This window comes from Lysobacter sp. Soil_C_59, from assembly GCF_057656415.1.
Map to the genome: position 1 here is coordinate 108,253 of NZ_JBDGKK010000006.1, position 20,646 is coordinate 128,898.

Genomic DNA, 20,646 nt, shown 5'->3' on the forward strand with positions numbered 1-20,646 from the left:
TGGTTGAACGCACCCCCGAAGTCTTGCATGCGCGCACGGGCTTCGCACCCGCACCGCACTCGTCGCCGTCAATGCTGATCGCGCGCAGGTTCGGGCCCGGCTTCGGGCAAGGTCGCGAAAAGGTCGGAGGTGGAGCTCTCGCTGCGCGCCTGCACGAACGGATGGCCCAGCGTCTGGCTTGGATACTCGCCGAACAGCTCGTGGTACTCCGAGGCCATGCGGCCGCCGTGCGCGTATCCGAAGCGCGCGGAGATGGCGGCCACCGTGGTGTCGTAGGGGCTGGCGCGTTCGAGTGCGTCGTGCAGCATCTGCAAGCGTCGCAGGCGCAGGTAACGGCTCGGACCGAGGTCGAACTGTTCCTTGATGATGGTGCGCAGCGTGCGCTCGCTGATGCCAGTCACCCGGCACAGGTCCGCCAGGCGCAATGGCCAATGTTGCTGGTCAATGAGTTCGAGCACCCGCGAAACCGTGGCGACCCGGGATGTCCTCGGCCTGCCGCGTGCAGCGTGCTCCCGTGGTGACGCGTCGATCGCTGGAGTACCCATCGAGAGGCTCCGATCGCTTCATCCTGTCCGGAAAGACGCGTGGAGCATGCGCCAGCGAGTTCGCAGCGTCATTAGCACGACGTGGCGAACTTTCGCTTCGGTCGGCTGAATGCGTGGGCCCGGGGTTGCAACCGACGAACGGTAGGTCGGTTTGACGCGCGGATTACTTCGGCATCACGGGCGGTGCACAAGCACCGCCCGTGATCGATGCACTTGCGGCAATTACTTGCCCGGCTCCGCCTTCGGTTCGCTGCCGAAGTCGCCTTCCGCCGACGCCGCCAGGTAAGCGAACACCGCGTAGGCGGCGACGTTCTGCGCCAGTGCCTTCGGATCGATCTTGTCGAAGGTGTCGTCCGGCGTGTGGTGCAGGTCGAAATAGTCCGTGCCGTCCTGCGCCAGGCGTGCCCAGGCCAGGCCCTTCTCGGCGAACGGACTGATGTCCGGGCCGGGACCGCCCTTGCCGGGTGCGTGCGCGATGCCGAGCGGTGCCAAGGCTTGGGCGATCTGCTCGTCGGCCTGCCTGGCGTACTCCGGTGCCGAGCTCGAGTACTCGTAGATGCGGCCGGCGCCGAAGTCGCTCTCGGCGCCGATCTGGTGCTTGCGCAGGTCGGCGACGTGCGCATTCGCATACGCCTTGCCACCGTGCAGGCCTTGTTCCTCGTTGGCGAAGGCGACCACGCGGATGGTGCGCGCCGGTCGCTGCTTGAGGTTGCCGATCAGCTTGCCGGCGGCCATCGTCAGGCCGACGCCTGCGCCGTCGTCGATCGCGCCGGTGCCCAGGTCCCACGAATCGAGGTGCCCGCCGATCACCACCACTTCGTTGGGCTTGCTGGCGCCACGGATTTCTCCGATGACATTCGCCGAGGTGTATTCGCCATCCCAGCCGCAGTCGAGCGCGACGCGAACCTTGACTGCGCCGCGTGCAAGCAGGCGCGCGAGCTGGTCGGCGTCCGGCACGGCCAATGCGGCCGACGGAATCGGCGTCAGGCCATCATCGAAGCGGGTGATGCCGGTGTGCGGATTGCGATGCGAGTCGGTACCGGCCGAACGCATCAGGTAAGCCGAGGCGCCGGCGCGGATCGCCGCGGACGGGCCGCGGCTGCGCACGCGCGAACCCGGTCCGTAGCCGGCGCCATCGCGGGCGCGTTCCATCTTGTAGTCGATGAAGGCGATCTTGCCGGCGAGCGAGCCGGCAGGCGCGGCCTCCAGCGCGGCCAGGTCGGCGAAGCGGACGACTTCGCCTTCGACCGTGCCGGCCGGGCTGCCGCCCAGTGCGGTCAGGTGCAGCGGCTGCGCACTGGCGCCGAGCACGCGTGCGCTCTCACTGCGACGCTCCCACTTCGGGAAGGTGACCGGCTCGGTCCAGACCTTGTCGAAGCCCAGCTCCTTGAACTTGGCCACGGCCCAGGCGACGGCGCGCGCATCGGCTTCGCTGCCGGCCAGGCGCGGGCCGACTTCGGTGGTCAGAGATTCGGTGATGCGGTAACCCAGGTCGCTGGCCAGCGCGGTTTCGCGCAGCTGCGCGGCGGTGGCGATGGCCTTGTCGGGGATGCGCGTGGTTGCTTGTGCAGCTGCGGCGTTGCCGCTGGTGGAAAGCATGGCGGCCGAAAGCAGGGTGGCGATGGCCACCGACAACGTTGCACGCATCAGCAAGGACTCCCCGAAGTCGAAACCCCGAGCGTATCAATTCGCGGGTTTGCGGTGGGGTGCCTATGGTCACGCGCGGGTGTGCGCGGTTTGGCTATTTCTTCAGCGAGTCCCGGATCTCGCGCAGCAGCAGCACGTCTTCCGGCACCGCCGGCGTCGCGGCCGGCGCGCGCAGCCGGTTGTAGGCCTTGAGCACCAGGAAGATCACCAGCGCGATCAGCAGGAAGTCGATGATGGTCTGGATGAACAAGCCGTACTTGATGGCCAGTTCGGCGGCGACTTCCTTGCCGGCCGAATCCAGCTGCGCCGGCTTGAGCACGTACTTCCAGTCGGTGACGCTGGCGCCCTTGGTGAAGGCGCCCACCACCGGCATGACGATGCCGTCGACCAGCGAGGTCACGATCTTGCCGAACGCCGCGCCGATCACCACGCCGACCGCGAGGTCGACGACGTTGCCGCGCGAAATGAATTCCTTGAACTCGCTGATCATTCCCATGGCCGCACTGTCTCCGTGGTTGCCCGAGGGTTCGTCACTCGAGAGTTCGTCACTCGAGGGGTCGTGGCCGAAGCCGTAGCGGCCGACTATACCGCCGCGATGTCAGCGCTCCGTGCAACGATGCGGCCGGAGTGCTCGATCACGCCGTCCAGTACGGCATGGAAGCGGTCGCCCGGTTGCAGCGGGCCCACCCCGGCGGGCGTGCCCATGAAGACCAGGTCGCCTGCGCGCAGCGCGTACAGCTTGGACAGTTCGTGCAGGATCTCGGGGACCGTCCAGATCAGGTCGGCGAGCGAGCCGGCCTGGCGGGTTTCGCCATTGATCTGCAGCGTGAGCTTGCGCGGACCGAGTTCGCCGACCTGCGCGGCCGGAACGATCGCGCTGATCGGCGCGGCATGGTCGAACGCCTTGCCGGTGTCCCACGGCAGGCCCTTGGCCTTGGCCGCGCCCTGCAGGTCGCGCCGGGTCAGGTCCAGGCCGACGGCGTAGCCGTAGACCAGGGCGCCGGCGTCGGCCGGATCGAGCACGCCGGCGGGCGCGTCGCGGCCGATCGCCACCACCAGTTCGACTTCGTGGTGCAGGTCGCTGGTGCCGGGCGGGTAGGGCACGTCCGTGCCGAGCGCGATGGCGTCGGCGGGCTTGAGGAAGAACACCGGATTGCCGCGCTCGGCCGCCGAGGCGGGCACGGCGGCGCCCATCTCGCGGGCGTGGTCGGCGAAGTTGCGGCCGACACAATAGATGCGGTGGACCGGGAAGAAGAGATCGGCGCTGCCGTGGACCGGAACGCGCGGTTGCGGCAGGGCCGCGATCACGTCGGTCATGGGACTACAGGGCTTCGCGCTGGGAACGGGTGCGGCTGGCCTCCAGCACCTGCGCGTCGACCACGCGGTACTCGCCTTCGACGATGCGCGGGTCGTGGGCGGCAGCCTTGCCGCGCCCCTTCCACAGCTTGTAGACGATTCCGGCCGCGATCATCGCAGCGCCGAGGACGACGCTGAACATCACCAGCACCAGCAGCAGGCCCAGCCCGACCACCCCGACCGCGAAGCGCAGCAGGCGATGACGTGGCTTGCGTGGCTCGAAAGCCGAACGCACGCGCTGGAATTGGGCGGAGTCGAAACGGAAGGTCTGGGCGAACATCGGGGACGTCGTGACACAATGCGGCAATACGCCGGGCAAGCGAGTATCGGGCCAGGGTTGGGCGAAGGTGTGAGAACTTCGTTAAGCATTCCGCACGAGGCAACCGTTCCGATGTCACCCCTTCTGCCACTGGAACGCTTGCCGGACGGGACTTTCGCCGAGGTCGAGGCAGTCATCGACGGCGATGCGGAATCGCTGATCCTTTACCGTGACGGCGATCACGTGCGTGCGTGGTTCAACATCTGCCCGCACGCCGGTCGCCGTCTGGACTGGGCGCCGGGCCAGTTCCTCAAGAGCAAGGACGGCCTGCTGGTCTGCGCCGCGCACGGGGCGAGCTTCGAGCTCGGGGCCGGCGAATGCGTCGCCGGGCCGTGCCGCGGTGAAGCGCTGCGCGCGGTGGCGGTGTCGGTGCACGACGGCGCAGTCTGGCTCGAGGGCGGCGCGTAGCCACGAACCACCCTCACCGTCATTCCCGCGAAGGCGGGAATCCAGGGACGTTGCTTCGCATACGCGCAAGCAGGAGCCGAATGGATCCGGGTGTTCTCCGGGATGACGGTGATGGGGCCGATGGGGTGTGGGCCTGGATCCCGGCATTCGCCGGGATGACGGTGAAGGCGCCGTTCGCCGTGATGTCGGTAGCAAGGATCGTTTACTTGGCAGCTTCTGCCTCGCGCAGCTTCTCCGCGCACTCCTCGCAGCACACTTCGACGGCGCGCCCGCCGATGGTCACCTTGATCGCATTGCCGTCCAGCGGGTAGTCGCACACCGCACAGGTCTTCTCGCTCATGACGCTCTCCAGTTGATGCCCGACGACCGGGCACGTGCAGGAGACCATCGTGGCGACATGGCCGCTGTCGGAATCTTTAGCGATGCGCCGGCGATCTGCTGAAGACGCGGTTCACGCGCTCTTGGCCAGTACCGAGGCGCGGAACTCGGTCGGCGTGCGGCCGTAGGCCTGCTTGAATGAGGCGGCAAAATGGCTGTGGCTGGAGAAACCCAGGTCCATCGCCAGCGCCGACATGTCCTCGCAGTCGGCGACGCGGTCGAGCGCGCGCGCCAGGCGCAGGCGTAGGTGATAGCGATACAACGGCAGGCCTTCGACCTGCTGGAAGGCCTGGGTCAGATACACCGGCGAGCCACCGATCTGTTCGGCGATTTCCGCCAGGCTCCAGCGCCGGCCAAGATCGCTGGCCAACAACACCTTCACCCGATCGACCAACCGTTGTCGTCCCTGCGTGGCCGTGGTCGCATGCGCGGTTCGCGGCCCCAGGCTGCGGCAGATCAGCGTCAGCGCCAGGCTTTCGGCTTCCAGCGGCTCGATGACGCCGTGATGCAGGCTGTGGCGCAGCAGCGCCACCAGCACCTGTGCGCGTGCATCGATCCGCAGCGCCTGCATGCGGAAGCCCGCAGTGTCATGTCGCCCCAGCAGCGCGGCCGGAGACAGCTCCCGCAGCAGCTCCGGCGATGTCGTCAGCACCAGGCAGGCATCGCCTCCTTCCACGGGATGGCTGACCTGGTAGGCCTCGCCGGCGTTGAAGAACAGCACGTGGTTGGCGTCGGCCACCGACTGGTCACGGCCGACGTGCCGCAGGTACAAGCCGCGGTAGGGGAACACCAGGTGCGTCGTCGCCGCGCACTCCTCGGCGCTGCGGTGGCGGCAGCTGCCCCGGCACAGCACGTCCTTCACCGCGACGGTGCCGGAGTCGAGCAATGCGCGTGCGGTCAAATCCGACATGACGGGTGCGTCAGGGGCTGCCACCGGAAGGGCAGCTTACCTCCCTCAGTACATCAGGTTGATCATCGCCACGATCACCACCGTGTAGATCAGCGACAGCGGCCCGCCGATCTTCCACAGCTCCTTGCCGGTGTATCCGGCCGGGCCGGTGATCATCGAGATCACCGGGTTGGACGCGGTCATGAAGTTGTTCGACGCCGACAGCGCCACGATCAGCGCGAACGCGACCGGGTTGCCGCCCGCGGCCAGCGCAAGGTTGATCGCCAGTGGCACGGTCACGATGGTCGCGCCGACGTGGCTGATCACCAGTGAGAACGCTGTCGTGAAGATGCCCACCAGGATTTCCAGCAGCCACACCGGCGTGCCCGTGGGCAACCGCTCGATGGTGTGTCCGGCCACCCACGCCGCCGCGCCGCTGGAGTCCATCGCCCAGCCCAGCGGAATCAGGCAGGCCATCAGGAACACGGTCTTCCAGTTGATCGCGGCGTAAGCCTCGTCGATGTTGAGCACGCCGGCGATCAGCATGCCGGCCACGCCGGTCATCAGTGCGATCGACACCGGCAGTCGCGAGGACAGCGCCAGCAGCATCGAGATGGCGAAGATCGCCATCGCGATCTTGAACTTGTGCGGACGCTGCTCGCCCTTGGGGTAGTCGGTGACCACCACCAGGTCCTTGCTCTCGGCCGCCACCGCCAGGTCGGTCCAGATGCTGTGGAAGACCAGCATGTCGCCGGCGCGCAGGGCGACGTCGCGTACGTTCTCGCGCAGCACCGCCTTGTCGCGGTTGATCGCCAGCAGGCTCAGGCCCATCTGCTTGCGCAGTTGCAGGTCGCGGCCGTTCTTGCCGATGAACTTCGAGGTCGCCGGCACGACCGCTTCTGAAATGCCGGCGCGACTGGGATTGAACAGGTCGCCGAAATTCTTCAGGCGCGAGGACAGGCGCAGGAAATGGTTCTGGGCGAAGTCGCTGACCTGCTGGCGCGGGCCCATCGCGCCAAGCACGCTGCCGACCCAGATGCGCGTGTCCGCCGGCGGTGCCAGCCGCGATTCGTTGTCGCTCTTGAGGGCAAGCAGCAGCGGCGCGTTGTGCAACGCCTCGGCCTCGCCCAGCGACATGCCGACCAGCGGGCTGTCGGCAGTGACGGTGAGCTCGTAGACGTCACCATCGATGCCGTACGCCTTGGCGAAGTAACTCTGCGTGCGTGCCGGCGTGGCGCCCTTGCCGTCCTCGTCGCGCAGGCTCTTGTCGCCGAAGAAATGGAAGTAGGCCAGCGATGCCGCCAGCAGCGCCAGGCCGATCGGCAGCGGCGCGAACATCTTCAGCGGTTCGATGGTGGCCGCGCCGGAGGGCAGGTTGCTGTTGGCGGCGATCAACAGGTCGTTGAGCAGGATCAGCGGCGAGTTGCCGACCATGGTCAGCGCACCGCCCATCACGATCGCGCAGGCGATCGGCAACAACAGTCGCGGCAGGGTGAGACCGGTGCGCGAGGACAGGCGCGCGGCGACGGGCATGTACAGCGCCATCACCGACGGGTTCTGCATGATCGAGGAGTTGATGCCGGCAACCGCGCTGGTCAGCAGCAGCAGCCGGTGCTCGACGCCGTGTGCGCGCCGCAGCAGCCAGCCGGCGAGGCGGTTGAGGGCGCCGGTGCGGTCGAGGCCGGCGCCCAGGATCATCGTTGCGATGATGCTGATCACCGCGTTGCCGGAGAAGCCGTTGAACAGTTCGTCCGGCTCGACCAGGCCCGACAGGCCCAGCAGCACCAGCACGACCAGGGCCACGACGTCGGCGCGGATGCGCTCGAACAGGAACATCACCATCGTGAAGCCCACCAGCCCGAGCACGAGCTTCATGTCGGTGGTGAGCGTCAGCGCGGTATCCATGCCGGGGCGTTAGCGACTCGTGTTTTTGGAACGCGTTATGGAACGCGGTCGTAGAGGAGATCCCACACGCCGTGGCCAAGCTTCTGGCCGCGGGTCTCGAAATGGGTCTGCGGTCGCCACTGCGGACGGTCCACGCTGCCGCGCGCACCGGCGCGGTTGCTCAGGCCGGGCGTTGCATCGAGCACATCCCACATCTGTTCGGCATAGTCCTGCCAATCGGTGGCAAGGTGCAAGCGTCCGCCGACGGCGAGCTTGGACACCAGCAGGCGGGCGAACTCGGGCTGGACCAGTCGGCGCTTGTTGTGGCGCTTTTTGTGCCAGGGGTCGGGGAAGTAGATGCGGATCTCGTCGAGCGATCCGTCGGCGATCTCGTTGTGCAGCACTTCGACCGCGTCGTGGTGGTAGAGGCGGACGTGGTCGCTGCCGTCCTCGGCCAGGGCATTGAGCAGGCGGCCGACGCCGGGGGCGTGTACTTCTATCCCGATCAGGTCGCGCTCGTGGTCGTTCTGCGCGGCAAAGCGCAGGGCCTCGCCGTTGCCGAAGCCGATTTCCAGCACGCGCCGGGCCTGGCGGCCGAAGGCGCCGTCGAAGTCGCGCGGCGCCCCGGCGTAGTCGAGGCCGAAGCGCGGCCACAGCTGGTCGAACGCACGCTGCTGCGCCTCGGTGAAGCGCCCCTGCCGCAGCACGAAGCTGCGCACCTTGCGGTGGCCTTCCTCGACGGTGAACGGCTTGGGTGGCGTCTTGCCCTTGGGCGCAGGAGTGCTGGGGTCCGACATCAGCCGATCAATCCGTCGACCGGGCTGGAGGCACTGGCAAAGCGCTTGCGCGGAATGCGTCCGGCCTTGAATGCGGCGCGGCCGGCCTCGACCGCGAGCTTCATGGCGTGGGCCATCAGCACCGGGTCCTTGGCGCCGGCAATGGCGGTGTTCATCAGCACGCCGTCGCAACCCAGCTCCATCGCGATGGCCGCGTCCGAGGCGGTGCCGACGCCGGCGTCGACGATGATCGGCACCTTGGCGTTCTCGACGATCTCGAGCAGGTTGTACTTGTTCTGCACGCCCAGGCCGGAACCAATCGGAGCGGCCAGCGGCATCACCGCGACGCAGCCGATTTCCTCCAGGCGCTTGGCCAGGATCGGGTCGTCGGAGGTGTAGACCATGACCTCGAAGCCGTCCTTGACGAGGATCTCGGCCGCGGCAAGGGTCTGCACGACGTCGGGGTAGAGGGTCTTCTGGTCGCCGAGGACTTCCAGCTTGACCAGGTTGTGGCCATCGAGCAGTTCGCGCGCGAGGCGGCAGGTGCGCACGGCGTCGTCGGCGGTGTAGCAGCCGGCGGTATTGGGCAGGATCGTGTAGCGATCCGGCGGCAACACGTCGAGCAGATTGGGTTCGCCCGGGTTCTGCCCGATGTTGCTGCGACGAATCGCGACGGTGACGATCTGGGCGCCGGCGGCCTGGGTGGCCAGGCGGGTCTGCTCGAGGTCGGTGAACTTGCCGGTACCGGTAAGCAGGCGCGAAGCGTAGGGCTTGCCGGCGATGACGAGGGGGTCGTTGAGGTGCGGGGCGGTCATCGCACTAGTTTAGCAGTCGCCCCTGTCGTCCCGGCCGCTGCGCCCGGTCGGGCGATTCAGCCGCCGCCCAGCGCGTGCACGATCTCGACCCGGTCGCCGTTGGCCAGTGCCCGTTCGCCATGCAGGCTGCGCGGCACGATCTCGCTGTTGATCTCCACCGCGACCCGGCGCTCGCCCAGGCCTTCGAGTTGCAGCAGTTGCAGCACGGTGGTGTCGGCCGCGATCGCGCGCGGCTCGCCGTTCAAGAGGATTTCCATGGTGCTATTGTCGCCGCGGCCACGACGCCAGGCCAGTGTCGGCATGCTTTTTGACGCACTGCGGCGTGAGTGTCTCCGACGCGCATGCTTCGATGCGTCCATCCGCGGGCGTATGTGTTCTCCGCGGACCTCTTGCTGTCGCATCCAACCACTGCTTTCCCACGCTTTCCGACGCCTTCCCAGGGGATTCAATGATGACACCCGTTCGCTCCGTGCTGGCCGCCGCACTGGCGCTGGCAGCCGCACCGGCCTTCGCCCAGAGCCAGCCGTATTCGCAGACCGTCTTCTTCGGTGACAGCCTGACCGACTCCGGCCACTTCCGTCCTGCGCTGGTGCAGGCCGTGGGTCCCTCCGGCGCGTTGCTGGGCCGCTTCACCACCAACCCGGGCCTGGTCTGGGCCGAGTACGTGGCCGACTACTACGGCACGAGCGCCGCCAGCGACAGCCAGGGTGGCAGCAATTACGCCGTCGGCGGCGCCCGCAACGGCACCAATATCGTCGGCGGATTCGGTCCGATCCCGTCGCTGAGTTCGCAGATCGGCAGCTACGTCACCCGCAACGGTGGCAGCGTCGACGCCAACGCCCTTTACACCGTCTGGGGCGGCGCCAATGACCTGTTCGCCGCAGCCCTGGCGCCGGCACAGGCCCAAGCGATCATCGGTGGAGCGGTCACCGCCCAGGTCGGCAATGTCGCCGCGCTGGAGAGCGCCGGCGCCCGCTACGTGCTGGTGCCGACCGTGCCCGACCTCGGCCTGACGCCGCAGTCGCGCGCGGGTGGACCGGTTGCGCAGGCGCAGGGCACGGCGCTGGCGACCGCCTACAACACCGCCTTGTTCAACGGCCTGGCCACGGCCAACCTGCGCGTGATCCCGCTCGACACGTTCCACCTGCTGCAGGAAATCGTCAGCAACCCGGCGCCCTACGGCATCCGCAACGTCACCAACCCGGCTTGCCGCACCCAGCCGGCACCGGCCGGCGACTCCTCGCTGTTCTGCAATCCGGCTTCCTACGCCGCGGCCGATGCACCGGATGCGTACGCCTTCGCCGATGGCGTTCATCCGTCCTCGAAGGCGCATGCGATCCTCGGTGACTACGCCGTCTCGATCCTCGAAGGCCCGCGCCAGCTGGCCGTGCTGCCGCATTCGGAAGCCGTCATTGGTCGCGCCCGCGCCGACCGCGTGGCCGCCCAGATCGACGCGCGTCCGGAAGGCGAGGGCATGCGCTGGTGGGGCGACGTGCGCGGCGACTTCCAGCGCTACGGCGATGGCGACAACTACGACGGCATGGGCCCGGCGCTGAGCTTCGGCCTCGACTGGGCCAGCGGCAACCTCGTGTACGGCGGCTTCGCCGGCTACGGCCAGCAGAAGATGGACTGGGGCCACAACCGCGGCGAGTTCGACCAGGACGACGCCACCCTCGGCGGCTACCTGGGCTGGACCAGCGGTTCGGCGTGGATCAACGGCCAGCTGAGCTACAGCTGGGTCTCCTACGACGTCGAGCGCCGCATCAAGCTTGGCCCGACCTCGCGCACCCACACCGGTTCGCCTGACGGCACCAACCTCAGCGCCGGCTTCGCCGCGGGCTGGAACTTCGGCGAGGGTTCGCTCAAGCACGGTCCGGTGGTGCAGGTGCTGTCGCAGACGATCGAAGTCGACGGCTACGACGAGAACAGCACCGAGGCCACGGCACTGACCTTCATGGACCGTGACTACGACTCGCTGATCGGCAGCGTCGGCTGGAAGGTCGACTACACCATCAACGAGCACCTGAGCCCGTACGCCCAGCTCACCTACGACCACGAGTTCGAGGACAACGACGACGAAGTGTTCGCCCGCCTGCGTTCGATGCCTGGCACGGAAGCGTTCGCCGTCCCCGGTACCCGGTACGACCAGGACTACGGCACCCTGGTGTTCGGCGCGCGCACGGAGCTGTTCGGTCTGGCGACCAACATCGGCACCAGCGTGACGGTGGGCCAGAAGGGCGGCAACGACGCGACCGTGTTCGTCAGCCTCGGCGGCGGGTTCTGACGGTTGGTCCGACTGGTTGTCATCGCGTGTCTGAAAGACATGCGCGAGCGGTGAAGAAGTTGCGGTTCCTCCGGTAGATCCTGCCGGAGGAACCGTTGTTTCCCGGACCCGGATCCGTGTCCCGCGGCTTTTCCCGGCAGCTTTACTCCCGCTGTATCCGGGGCATAGACTTCCCGCCACGCGGGTGTAGTTCAATGGTAGAACTGCAGCTTCCCAAGCTGCTAGCGTGGGTTCGATTCCCATCACCCGCTCCACACATTCGCAGCGGCGGCCTGCTTTAAAGTGGCCGCCGCTTTTGCCTTTCAGCGGCCCACCCCCGGAGGCCCGATGGCATCGAAGATCGTATTGGGTTGGCGCGAGTGGGCTTCCTTGCCGGAGCTTGGCATCGCGCGCCTGCGTGCAAAGGTCGACAGCGGAGCACGCAGTTCGGCGCTGCACGTGGATTCGCAGTGGCGCTTCTCCGATGGCGGTGCGCCGTGGGTCGGCTTCAGGGTCAGTCCGGGCCAGCGCGGCGGCATCATCGAGGCGACGGCGCCGATCTACGACGAACGCGAGGTCACCGATTCCGGCGGCCACTGCACCCGGCGGGTCTTCGTCCGCACGGTGCTGTCGCTGGCCGGCGTGGATCGGGTGGTTGAAATCAATCTGTCGGATCGGCGCGGCATGCTGTTTCCGATGCTGTTGGGCCGTACCGCGCTGGCGAGGGTGTTCACCGTCGATCCCGCGCGCTCATTCCTGCACGGCCGCCTGCCCATTTCGGGCACGATCGTGCCCATCGTGAAATCAATGCAATGAAACTGGCGATCCTCTCGCGCAACAGCAAGCTTTACTCGACCCGGCGCCTGGTCGAGGCCGCGCGTGAGCAGAACCACAGCGTGCGCGTACTCGACCCGCTGCGCTGCTACATGCGCATCGCCAGCGACGGATTCAGCATGCACTACAAGGGCCGGCCGATCGCCGGTTACCAGGCCGTGATTCCCCGGATCGGTGCCTCGGTGACGCGCTACGGCTCGGCGGTGCTGCGCCAGTTCGAGCTGATGAACTCGGTCACGCCCAACTCCTCCGACGCGATCCTGCGTGCCCGCGACAAGCTGCGCTGCCACCAGCTGCTGGCGGCCGAGCACATCGGCCTGCCGACGACCGTATTCGGCGACAACCCCGACGACACCGGTGACCTGCTGTCGATGCTCGGCGCGCCGCCGCACGTCATCAAGCTCAACGAGGGCACCCAGGGCGCCGGGGTGATGCTGACCGAGAAGCTGTCGGCCTCGCGCGGCGTGATCGAGGCCCTGCGTGGTCTCTACGCCAACTTCCTGGTGCAGGAGTTCATCGAGGAGGCACGCGGTGCCGATGTGCGCTGCTTCGTCGTCGGTGGTCGCGTGGTTGCGGCGATGAAGCGACAGGCGCCCAAGGGTGACTTCCGCTCCAACCTGCATCGCGGTGGTTCCGCCAAGGGCGTGCGCGCCAGCGCAGCCGAACAGGATGTCGCCATTCGCGCCGCACGCGTGCTCGGACTTGGCGTCGCCGGTGTCGATCTCATTCGCAGTGCGCGCGGCCCGCTGGTGCTCGAAGTGAACTCCTCGCCAGGCCTGGAAGGCATCGAGGATGCGAGCGGGGTGGACGTGGCCGGGGAGATCATCAGCTACGTCGCCGATCGGCTGAAACGCAGAATCGCGAAAAAGGCCGCCTCGCGTTGATTCTGGAAGTTGGCATCATATGACGGCATGTAGACCGACATTTACGGAATTTGGCGACACCGATCAGAAGTCGCCTATTCTCGTAACGAAAAGTTAACGGGCGTTTTTAACGACCGTTTAATCGAATTCGGCGTAGCCTGTCCGTACCGCAGCACTGCCGCTCTACCAAGTCAGTACCTGGTCGATGCAGGTTACGGTAATCGGGGCAATACCCTTTTGGCCCAGGCGCGGTGGCCCCGCGCTTGGGCCTTTGTTTGTCTGCGCGACGCGCATCGCGGCGTGTGCAACAGGTGACTGGCGCACACGACGGCTCTGGCAGAATCGTTAAGATCGTTAAGATCGTTAAGTCAGGGACACCGCGGCCCCCGGTCGCCGTAGTCGCCGCTGCAACTTAAAAGACGTTCGACGGTCGAAAGCCCCACTACCCAGGAAGGTCCAGTCATGCGCATCCTCGTCATCGAAGACAACCAGGACATCGCCGCCAATCTCGGCGACTTTCTCGAGGACCGCGGTCATACCGTGGATTTCGCCGCCGATGGCGTCACCGGCCTGCATCTGGCCGTGGTCCACGACTTCGACGCCATCGTGCTCGATCTGAACCTGCCGGGCCTGGACGGCCTGGAGGTCTGCCGCAAGCTGCGCAACGAAGCGCGCAAGCAGACCCCGGTGCTGATGCTGACCGCACGCGACAGCCTCGAGAACAAGCTCGCCGGCTTCGACTCCGGTGCCGACGACTACCTGATCAAGCCGTTCGCGCTGCAGGAGGTCGAAGTCCGGCTGAATGCGCTGTCGCGACGTGGCCGCGGCGTGCAGACGCGCGTGCTCAACACCGCCGACCTCGAATACAACCTCGACACGCTGGAAGTCCGCCGCCAGGGCAAGCTGCTGCAGCTCAACCCGACCGCGCTGAAGATCCTCCAGGCGCTGATGGAAGCCTCGCCGGCGGTGGTCACGCGACAGGAACTGGAAACGCGCGTCTGGGGCGAGGAACTGCCCGACTCCGACAGCCTGCGCGTGCATATCCATGGCCTGCGCGCGGTGGTCGACAAGCCGTTTGATGTCCCGTTGATCCAGACCCGACATGGCATCGGTTACCGCATCGCCGCCCCAGACAACGGTTGAGCCCATGGCGGTCGCCGAAGAGCCCCAGCGCCCGACGCGCAGGACACGCTTCCGGCGGCAGCTGCGCAGCCGCATCATCCTTGCCTTCGTGCTGCTGGGCTTCGGCCTGACGGCGCTGTTCGCCTGGGCGACCAACTGGACCCGCAACCGCGTCGAGAACCAGATCATCGAAGACGTGATGAACCGCAACATCGATCAGGCCGCGCGCCAGTTCGAAGCAGGCGGTGACACCACTTTCGCGGTGGAGCAGATCAGGGCCTACGTCTACACGCCCGACAAGTTCGACGCAGCGCGCGTCAGCTGGCCGGAGTGGTCCGAGCTCGACGACGGTATCTACGGCATGACCGGCGTCGCCCCGGACGGCAAGCCCTTCTCCTACAAGCTGGCGGTGCGCAAGACGCCCAAGGCGTGGTTCTTCCTCGCCTACGACATGTCGCAGGCCACGCGCGGCGAAACCCAGTTCCAGCGTGCGGTCTGGGCGTCGGTGTTCCTGTTCACCGTGCTGTCGCTGCTGGTCGGCTGGTGGTCGGCATCACGCGTGATGAGCCCGGTTTCGGAGCTGGCCAACCGCCTCAAGCTGTCCGGGCGAAGTTCGGAGTCGGAGAACCTGGCCTCGCATTTCCCCGACGACGAGGTCGGCCAGCTCGCCGAGGCGCTCGACGACTACGCCGAGCGCCTGACCGAAGTGGTCCAGCGCGACCGCGAGTTCAACGCCGACGTCAGCCATGAGCTGCGCACGCCGCTGGCGGTTGTGAAGGGCGCGGTCGAGCTGCTGCTGTCGCGACCGGATGTCGACGAGAAGACCCGCAACCGCCTGCTGCGCATCCAGCGCGCCGAGCAGCAGTGCACCGACCTGATCAGTGCCTTGCTGCTGCTGTCGCGCAACGAACGTGGCCATGGCGCCACCGATGTCGCCAGGGTCACGGAGCAGTTGCTCGATGCCCATCGTGCCCAGCTCGGTGGCAAGCCGCTGGAGTTGCGCGTGGAGGGCGAGCAGGGCCTGATCGTGGACGCTCCCGAAGCAGCCGTCTCGGTCGCGCTGGGCAACCTGATCGGCAATGCCGTCAAGTACAGCAACGAAGGCGAAGTGGTGGTGCGGCTGGGCAGGAAGTCGGTCGCGGTAATCGACTCGGGCCCGGGCCTGAGCGCCGAGGATGCCGCCAAGCTGTTCGAACGCGGTTACCGCGGTACGCATGCCGCGCACTCGCAGGGCGGCGGCATCGGCCTTTCGATCGTGCGTCGCCTGTGCGCGCTGTATGGCTGGGAAGTGCAGGTGCGTCCGGGCGAGCAGCGCGGCGTGGTCGCCACGCTGGCGTTCGCCGACGACGTCTTCCCGCACGTCTGAAACCAGAGCTGGGGCAGGAGCGAGCTTGCTCGCGAAAGACGCCCAACTATCCGGAACGGCTTTCGCGAGCAAGCTCGCTCCTACTGGTCAGACCGGCTCGAGCCAGCCGTACTTGTCCGGCGTCTTGCCGTCGAACAGACCGAAGAACAGCTCCTGGATCCGGCGCGTAACCGCCCCCGGCTTGCCGTTGCCGACCTGGCGACCGTCGACCGAACGGATCGGCGTGATCTCGGCGGCGGTGCCGCACATGAACAGTTCGTCGCACAGGTACAGGTATTCGCGCGGCAGGTCGCGTTCGATCACGTCGATGCCTGCGTCGCGGGCAAGGGTGATGATGGTGTTGCGGGTAATGCCGTTGAGCAGCGCGGCGCTGACCGGCGTGGTGTGCAGGGCACCATCGAACACCAGGAACAGGTTCTCGCCGGCACCTTCCGAGAGCAGGCCGGTCGAGGCCAGCGCAATGCCTTCGCCAAAGCCCAGGCGGCGGGCTTCGCGCGCGACCAGCTGGCCCGACAGGTAGTTGCCGCCGGCCTTGGCACCCGCCGGAAGGGTGTTCGGTGCGAAGCGCTGCCAGCTCGACACGCAGGCATCGATGCCCTGGTCGACCACGCTGGCGCCCAGGTACTGGCCCATCTTCCAGGTCGCCACGGCGACGTCGGTCGGCGTGTCGGCCGACAGGCCGAAGCCGCCCAGGCCGCGGTAGGCGACCGGACGCAGGTAGTCGGTGGTGTTGTCGTTGGCCTTGAGCACTTCGCGGCAGGCGGCGTTGATCTGTTCCAGCGAATATGGAATCGCCATGTCGTAGATCTTGGCCGAGGCGTACAGGCGCGTGTTGTGGTCGGTGAGGCGGAAGATCACCGGGCCGGAAGGCGTCTGGTAGCAACGGATGCCCTCGAACACCGAGGAGCCGTAATGCACCACGTGGGCCATCACGTGCGTGGTGGCTTCAGCCCAGCGCTTGATGACGCCGTTCTGCCAGATCCATTCGGGGTATTGCATCGCCGGCCATCCGTCAGGGGGAAACGCCTATTGTGCCTGCGCCGGGGCCCCGGGCCCAAGTCGCGTCGTGGCCGCTCGCCGGGCCTCAGCCGCCCTTGATCCACCAGCAGCCGAAGTACTTCTGCAGGCCGAACACGGTGCGCGATGGCGTGCTGCCGTTGGCCAGCGTCTGCTCCACGCGCAGGGCCACCGGCGCCTGCCTGGGGCGGGGCGGCGGCGCAGGTTCGGTGCCATAACCTTCGCCATCCTCACCGACACGGGCTTCCGCCGGCAGCGTTTCGGCCGGCTCGGCGGGCATGACCGGGTAGATGCCGACCAGCGGCCGCTGCACCATCGCATCGAGCCGTTCCAGCGCGGCGTAGGCGGCGCTGCCCGACATCCCGTTCCAGTTGTAGACGCCGGCAAGGCGATTGGCGTCGCGGGCGTCAAAGGCGCCGTTGAGCTCCTGGACCAGGTCGCGAAGGCTGCGCGCGCAGCCGCCGCCGCGCTCTCGCGAACCAGCGACCGGCGCGGTCCTGGGCGGTTGCTCGACGGCGCCGACATCCGGGCACTGCCGGTCGGTGAAGATGTCCATCCCTTCCGGTGTCGTGCATTTGCGCACCTGCGCGGCGACGGGCTGCCATGCCGCCGCGGCAAGCAGCACGAACATCAGCAGGCATTTCGACATCGACATCGTTGCAGACTAGCTTGGGCAGGAGGAACGCGACGATACGCCCATCGCAGTCCGATCAAGAACGGTGGTGACCGCGAGCCGCCTTGCCGCAGTTCAGAAGCGGACGAAATAGCAGCCCGAATACCGCTCCACGCCCAGCTCCAGCACCTGCTGCGGTTCGGAGAAGACCAGTTGCATCGCGCCGGCACCATCGCTGGCGCTGGCCAGCGACGGCCAGAAGCTGGCGTCGACCAGCGACTGCCGCGCCAGATGCTGCAGGCGATTCATTACCAGCTGCGCCTGCTGGTGCTGCAGACCTGGCCAGTGGAAGCTTTCGGCGATGCGATTGACGTCGCCCATGGCGAAGGCGCCCATCAGGTCCAGCGACAATTGCCCGACGTTGCGCGCGCAACCATTGGCGGCCGGGCGGCGGATCGGAATGGCGCTGCGAGGAGTGCTCTTCAACAGGCCCAGGCTGGCCGACGACGACGCATCGAAGGTCAGGCGATTGACCAGTTCGGCCGACATCGGCGCAGGCGCGGCGCCCAGCGCTGCGCAGGCAGTGTCGGTGTAGACGGCTTGGCCGTCGTGGGCCTGGCAGCGATGGAGGCTGCCGACGGCGTGGGCCGGGGCTGCAAGCAGCAGCACCCACAAACAGACCCAGGCCGCCACCCGACGTGGCTGCGTGTTCATCTTCGGCCCGCGGGGGATCGGGAGGTTTCATCCTCCGCCCGCAGGCGTCAATGGCGTGTAGTTGCCGGGGTAGGAGCGAGCTTGCTCGCGATCAGCACATCCGCGGCGATACCGCCCGATTCGCGAGCAACCTCGCTCCTACAGCCGCGAGATCACCGACAGCGTGGGCTTGGACAGGTTGAGCGTGTAGAAGTGCAGGCCCGGTGCGCCGCCTGCGACCAGGCGCTGGCACATCGAAGCGACCAGGTCGGCGGCGAACTCGCGGATCGATTCGGCGTCGTCGCCGTAGGCCTGCATGCGCTTGCCGATCCAGCGCGGGATCTCGGCGCCGCACGCATCGGAGAAACGGCGCAGCTGGCTGAAATTGGAGATCGGCATGATGCCCGGCACGATCGGCACGGTGACGCCGAGGCGGCGCACATCGTCGACGAAGCGGAAGTACGCATCGGCGTTGTAGAAATACTGGGTGATCGCGCCATTGGCGCCGGCATCGATCTTGGACTTGAAGTGGTGCAGGTCTGCATGCGCGTCATCGGCCTGCGGATGGCACTCGGGATAGCAACCCACTTCGATGTGGAAGTAGCCGTCGTGCTCGCGGCGTATGAACTCGACCAGTTCGGTGGCGTAGCGGAAATCGCCGGTGTGGCCCATGCCCGAGGGCAGGTCGCCGCGCAGGGCGACGATGCGATGGCAACCCATGGCCTTGTAGCGCTCGAGCAGCTCGCCAAGTTCGGCGCGCGTGCCGCCGACACACGACAGGTGCGGGGCGGCGTCGAGGCCGTGGGTCTTGTGCAGGCGTTCGACGGTCTCCGGGGTGTAGCTCAGCGTCGAGCCGCCGGCGCCGAACGTGCACGAGACGTACTCGGGGTTCTGCGATTTCAGCCTGGCCGCGGTCTTGTCCAGCTGCGCGCGCTGCTCGTCGGTCTTGGGCGGGTAGAACTCGAAGCTGATCGGGGTCATGCGTGGCCGCCGGGGCTGGGGTGGAGGGTAGTCTATCGCTCTATCGCGATGGAGTGAATGGTAGTCTCGTCATTCGCGCCTTCGCGGGAATGACGGGGCGCAAGAAAAACGGGCGCCGAAGCGCCCGTTCTTCCTTGCATCGCAGTACCAGCGACCGATCAGTAGCGGTAGTGCTCCGGCTTGTACGGACCGTCGGCCGACACGCCCAGGTACGCGGCCTGGTCGTCGGTCAGGCGGGTCAGCTTCACGCCGATCTTCTCAAGGTGCAGGCGCGCGACTTCCTCATCGAGCTTCTTCGGCAGGATGTAGACCTTCGGCTCGTAGCTTTCCTTGTTGGCCCACAGGTCGATCTGTGCCAGGGTCTGGTTCGAGAACGAGTTGGACATGACGAAGCTCGGGTGGCCGGTGGCGCAGCCCAGGTTCACCAGGCGGCCTTCGGCCAGCAGGAAGATCGAGTTGCCCGGCTTTCCATCAGCGTGCTTGAAGGTGTACTTGTCGACCTGCGGCTTGATGTTGAGGCGAACCGCGCCGGAAGCGTTGAGCTTGTCGACCTGGATCTCGTTGTCGAAGTGGCCGATGTTGCAGACGATCGCCTGGTCCTTCATCTGCGACATGTGCTCGAGCGTCAGCACGTCCTTGTTGCCGGTGGTGGTGACGTAGATGTCGCCGCGGCCCAGCGTGCTCTCGACGGTGTTGACCTCGAAGCCTTCCATCGCCGCCTGCAGGGCATTGATCGGATCGATCTCGGTGACGACCACGCGCGCGCCGTAGGCACGCAGGGAGTGAGCCGAACCCTTGCCGACGTCGCCGTAACCGCAGACCACGGCAACCTTGCCGGCCAGCATCACGTCCATCGCGCGCTTGAGGCCGTCGGCCAGCGACTCGCGGCAGCCGTAGAGGTTGTCGAACTTGGACTTGGTGACCGAGTCGTTGACGTTGATCGCCGGCACCAGCAGCGAGCCGGCTTCGGCCAGCTGGTACAGGCGGTGGACGCCGGTGGTGGTCTCTTCCGAGACGCCCTTCCAGTCGCGCACGACGGTGTGCCAGAAGCCCGGACGCTCGGCGTGGACGCGCTTGAGCAGGTCCTTGATGACCTGTTCTTCGTGGTTGCCCGAGGCGGTGTTGACCCAGTCGCTGCCGTTCTCGAGCTCATAGCCCTTGTGGATCAGCAGGGTGACGTCGCCGCCGTCGTCGACGACGAGCTGCGGGCCGAGGTACTTGTCGGCGCCGGTGCCCGGGAAGGTCAGGGCGGCGAGGGTGCAGTCCCAGTACTCTTCCAGCGATTCGCCCTTCCAGGCGAACACCGGGGTGCCGCTGGCGGCGATCGCGGCGGCGGCGTGGTCCTGGGTCGAGAAGATGTTGCACGAGGCCCAGCGCACGTCGGCGCCGAGGTCACGCAGGGTCTCGATCAGCACGGCGGTCTGGATGGTCATGTGCAGCGAGCCGGTCACGCGCACGCCCTTGAGCGTCGCGGTGGCGGCGTACTTCTTGCGGATGGACATCAGGCCCGGCATCTCGTGCTCGGCGATGTCGATCTCCTTGCGGCCCCAGTCGGCCAGGGAGATATCGGCGACCTTGTAATCGCCTTCGGTGGAGAAGGTCTTGGCTACGGCATTCATTGTGAAGCTCCGGTTTTTGGGTGAGGGCAGGCGTGAAACCTGCCAAACCGGGCGCCGTTGTGCGTGTTGCGTCCCGCCGAGCCTGATTCCGGATTGCCCGGACTTGCAGCGCCCCTCGGCGAGGCGGGCCATTTTAGCTGTTTGAGGGTGCCGATGGATGAACTCGCTGACTGCTGCTTCACCACCTTGCCTTCGGCGAGGCGTCGTCCGCCGGGCCGGGGATTGCTACGCCCCTCCAGACGCCATCCTGGCTTTAGT

Annotated in this window: 22 protein-coding genes, 1 tRNA gene and 1 riboswitch; of the genes, 7 read left to right on the plus strand and 16 right to left on the minus strand. The window is 67.0% G+C overall.

All coding sequences use genetic code 11. The features are described 5' to 3' along the window. Nucleotides 1-68 precede the first annotated feature (68 nt). The 5 genes from AC3A3Q_RS13020 to AC3A3Q_RS13040 all read right to left on the minus strand — a co-directional run bounded on the left by AC3A3Q_RS13020 (nt 69) and on the right by AC3A3Q_RS13040 (nt 3,828). The gene (locus tag AC3A3Q_RS13020; RefSeq protein WP_487586647.1) at nt 69-458 is read right to left on the minus strand and encodes a helix-turn-helix domain-containing protein; all 390 of its coding nucleotides are present in this window, start codon (nt 456-458) and stop codon (nt 69-71) included. Nucleotides 459-767: 309 nt separating this feature from the next. After that, nucleotides 768-2,192: a M28 family peptidase gene (locus AC3A3Q_RS13025; protein WP_487586648.1), complete on the minus strand. Its 1,425-nt coding sequence runs from the start codon at nt 2,190-2,192 to the stop codon at nt 768-770. A gap of 94 nt (nt 2,193-2,286) precedes the next feature. Continuing rightward, nucleotides 2,287-2,688, minus strand: coding sequence for a large-conductance mechanosensitive channel protein MscL (mscL, locus tag AC3A3Q_RS13030; RefSeq protein ID WP_487586649.1), 402 nt, complete (start codon nt 2,686-2,688; stop codon nt 2,287-2,289). Between the two features lie 86 nt (nt 2,689-2,774). Next, the gene (locus tag AC3A3Q_RS13035; protein ID WP_487586650.1) at nt 2,775-3,509 is read right to left on the minus strand and encodes a fumarylacetoacetate hydrolase family protein; all 735 of its coding nucleotides are present in this window, start codon (nt 3,507-3,509) and stop codon (nt 2,775-2,777) included. A 4-nt stretch (nt 3,510-3,513) separates the two neighbouring features. Continuing rightward, nucleotides 3,514-3,828, minus strand: a complete 315-nt coding sequence (locus tag AC3A3Q_RS13040) for a hypothetical protein (RefSeq protein WP_487586651.1) — start codon at nt 3,826-3,828, stop codon at nt 3,514-3,516. 111 nt (nt 3,829-3,939) lie between these two features. Between AC3A3Q_RS13040 and AC3A3Q_RS13045 the strand changes: the two genes are divergently transcribed. Continuing rightward, complete coding sequence (locus AC3A3Q_RS13045; protein WP_487586652.1) at nt 3,940-4,275, plus strand: Rieske (2Fe-2S) protein; 336 nt, start codon at nt 3,940-3,942, stop codon at nt 4,273-4,275. 202 nt (nt 4,276-4,477) lie between these two features. Here the strand turns inward: AC3A3Q_RS13045 and AC3A3Q_RS13050 are convergent, their stop codons facing one another. From AC3A3Q_RS13050 to thiS, 6 genes are all read right to left on the minus strand, one after another. Beyond that, complete coding sequence (locus AC3A3Q_RS13050; protein ID WP_487586653.1) at nt 4,478-4,615, minus strand: hypothetical protein; 138 nt, start codon at nt 4,613-4,615, stop codon at nt 4,478-4,480. A 111-nt stretch (nt 4,616-4,726) separates the two neighbouring features. Next, the gene (locus tag AC3A3Q_RS13055; protein WP_487586654.1) at nt 4,727-5,563 is read right to left on the minus strand and encodes a helix-turn-helix transcriptional regulator; all 837 of its coding nucleotides are present in this window, start codon (nt 5,561-5,563) and stop codon (nt 4,727-4,729) included. 45 nt (nt 5,564-5,608) lie between these two features. Then, a complete protein-coding gene (locus AC3A3Q_RS13060) occupies nt 5,609-7,447 on the minus strand; it encodes an SLC13 family permease (RefSeq protein WP_487586655.1) in 1,839 nt (612 codons plus the stop codon). Nucleotides 7,448-7,482: 35 nt separating this feature from the next. Next, nucleotides 7,483-8,223, minus strand: coding sequence for a tRNA (guanosine(46)-N7)-methyltransferase TrmB (gene trmB / locus AC3A3Q_RS13065; protein WP_487586656.1), 741 nt, complete (start codon nt 8,221-8,223; stop codon nt 7,483-7,485). Continuing rightward, entirely contained in the window at nt 8,223-9,017 is a 795-nt protein-coding gene (locus tag AC3A3Q_RS13070) for a thiazole synthase (protein WP_487586657.1), read from the minus strand. The genes trmB and AC3A3Q_RS13070 overlap by 1 nt, the downstream gene beginning before the upstream one ends. Nucleotides 9,018-9,073: 56 nt before the next feature. After that, on the minus strand, nt 9,074-9,274 hold the full coding sequence (thiS, locus tag AC3A3Q_RS13075) for a sulfur carrier protein ThiS (RefSeq protein WP_487586658.1): 201 nt from the start codon (nt 9,272-9,274) through the stop codon (nt 9,074-9,076). A 215-nt stretch (nt 9,275-9,489) separates the two neighbouring features. Here thiS and AC3A3Q_RS13080 point away from each other — a divergent pair, with 215 nt between their 5' ends. The 6 genes from AC3A3Q_RS13080 to AC3A3Q_RS13105 all read left to right on the plus strand — a co-directional run bounded on the left by AC3A3Q_RS13080 (nt 9,490) and on the right by AC3A3Q_RS13105 (nt 15,465). Beyond that, nucleotides 9,490-11,301 carry an autotransporter outer membrane beta-barrel domain-containing protein gene (locus AC3A3Q_RS13080; RefSeq protein ID WP_487586730.1) on the plus strand — a complete coding sequence of 604 codons (1,812 nt, stop codon included), beginning with the start codon at nt 9,490-9,492 and terminating at the stop codon, nt 11,299-11,301. Between the two features lie 180 nt (nt 11,302-11,481). Next, nucleotides 11,482-11,555 (plus strand) — tRNA-Gly (locus tag AC3A3Q_RS13085). Between the two features lie 28 nt (nt 11,556-11,583). Continuing rightward, entirely contained in the window at nt 11,584-12,096 is a 513-nt protein-coding gene (locus AC3A3Q_RS13090) for an ATP-dependent zinc protease family protein (RefSeq protein ID WP_487586659.1), read from the plus strand. Beyond that, a complete protein-coding gene (gene rimK / locus AC3A3Q_RS13095; RefSeq protein WP_200604169.1) occupies nt 12,093-12,998 on the plus strand; it encodes a 30S ribosomal protein S6--L-glutamate ligase in 906 nt (301 codons plus the stop codon). The genes AC3A3Q_RS13090 and rimK overlap by 4 nt, the downstream gene beginning before the upstream one ends. Nucleotides 12,999-13,439: 441 nt before the next feature. Further along, nucleotides 13,440-14,120 carry a response regulator transcription factor gene (locus tag AC3A3Q_RS13100; protein ID WP_487586660.1) on the plus strand — a complete coding sequence of 227 codons (681 nt, stop codon included), beginning with the start codon at nt 13,440-13,442 and terminating at the stop codon, nt 14,118-14,120. Nucleotides 14,121-14,124: 4 nt separating this feature from the next. Continuing rightward, nucleotides 14,125-15,465, plus strand: a complete 1,341-nt coding sequence (locus AC3A3Q_RS13105; protein WP_487586661.1) for a sensor histidine kinase — start codon at nt 14,125-14,127, stop codon at nt 15,463-15,465. A gap of 87 nt (nt 15,466-15,552) precedes the next feature. Here the strand turns inward: AC3A3Q_RS13105 and AC3A3Q_RS13110 are convergent, their stop codons facing one another. From AC3A3Q_RS13110 to ahcY, 5 genes are all read right to left on the minus strand, one after another. Then, nucleotides 15,553-16,464 (minus strand): branched-chain amino acid transaminase, encoded by a 912-nt coding sequence (locus AC3A3Q_RS13110; RefSeq protein WP_200604171.1) that lies wholly within the window; start codon nt 16,462-16,464, stop codon nt 15,553-15,555. An 85-nt stretch (nt 16,465-16,549) separates the two neighbouring features. Beyond that, the gene (locus tag AC3A3Q_RS13115; RefSeq protein WP_487586662.1) at nt 16,550-17,137 is read right to left on the minus strand and encodes a hypothetical protein; all 588 of its coding nucleotides are present in this window, start codon (nt 17,135-17,137) and stop codon (nt 16,550-16,552) included. Between the two features lie 93 nt (nt 17,138-17,230). After that, nucleotides 17,231-17,809, minus strand: a complete 579-nt coding sequence (locus AC3A3Q_RS13120; protein WP_487586663.1) for a hypothetical protein — start codon at nt 17,807-17,809, stop codon at nt 17,231-17,233. Nucleotides 17,810-17,947: 138 nt separating this feature from the next. Then, nucleotides 17,948-18,769, minus strand: a complete 822-nt coding sequence (gene metF / locus AC3A3Q_RS13125) for a methylenetetrahydrofolate reductase [NAD(P)H] (protein ID WP_487586664.1) — start codon at nt 18,767-18,769, stop codon at nt 17,948-17,950. A gap of 158 nt (nt 18,770-18,927) precedes the next feature. Next, nucleotides 18,928-20,388: an adenosylhomocysteinase gene (gene ahcY, locus AC3A3Q_RS13130; protein ID WP_487586665.1), complete on the minus strand. Its 1,461-nt coding sequence runs from the start codon at nt 20,386-20,388 to the stop codon at nt 18,928-18,930. A 42-nt stretch (nt 20,389-20,430) separates the two neighbouring features. Further along, nucleotides 20,431-20,511: riboswitch (S-adenosyl-L-homocysteine riboswitch) on the minus strand. Nucleotides 20,512-20,646: the final 135 nt, after the last annotated feature.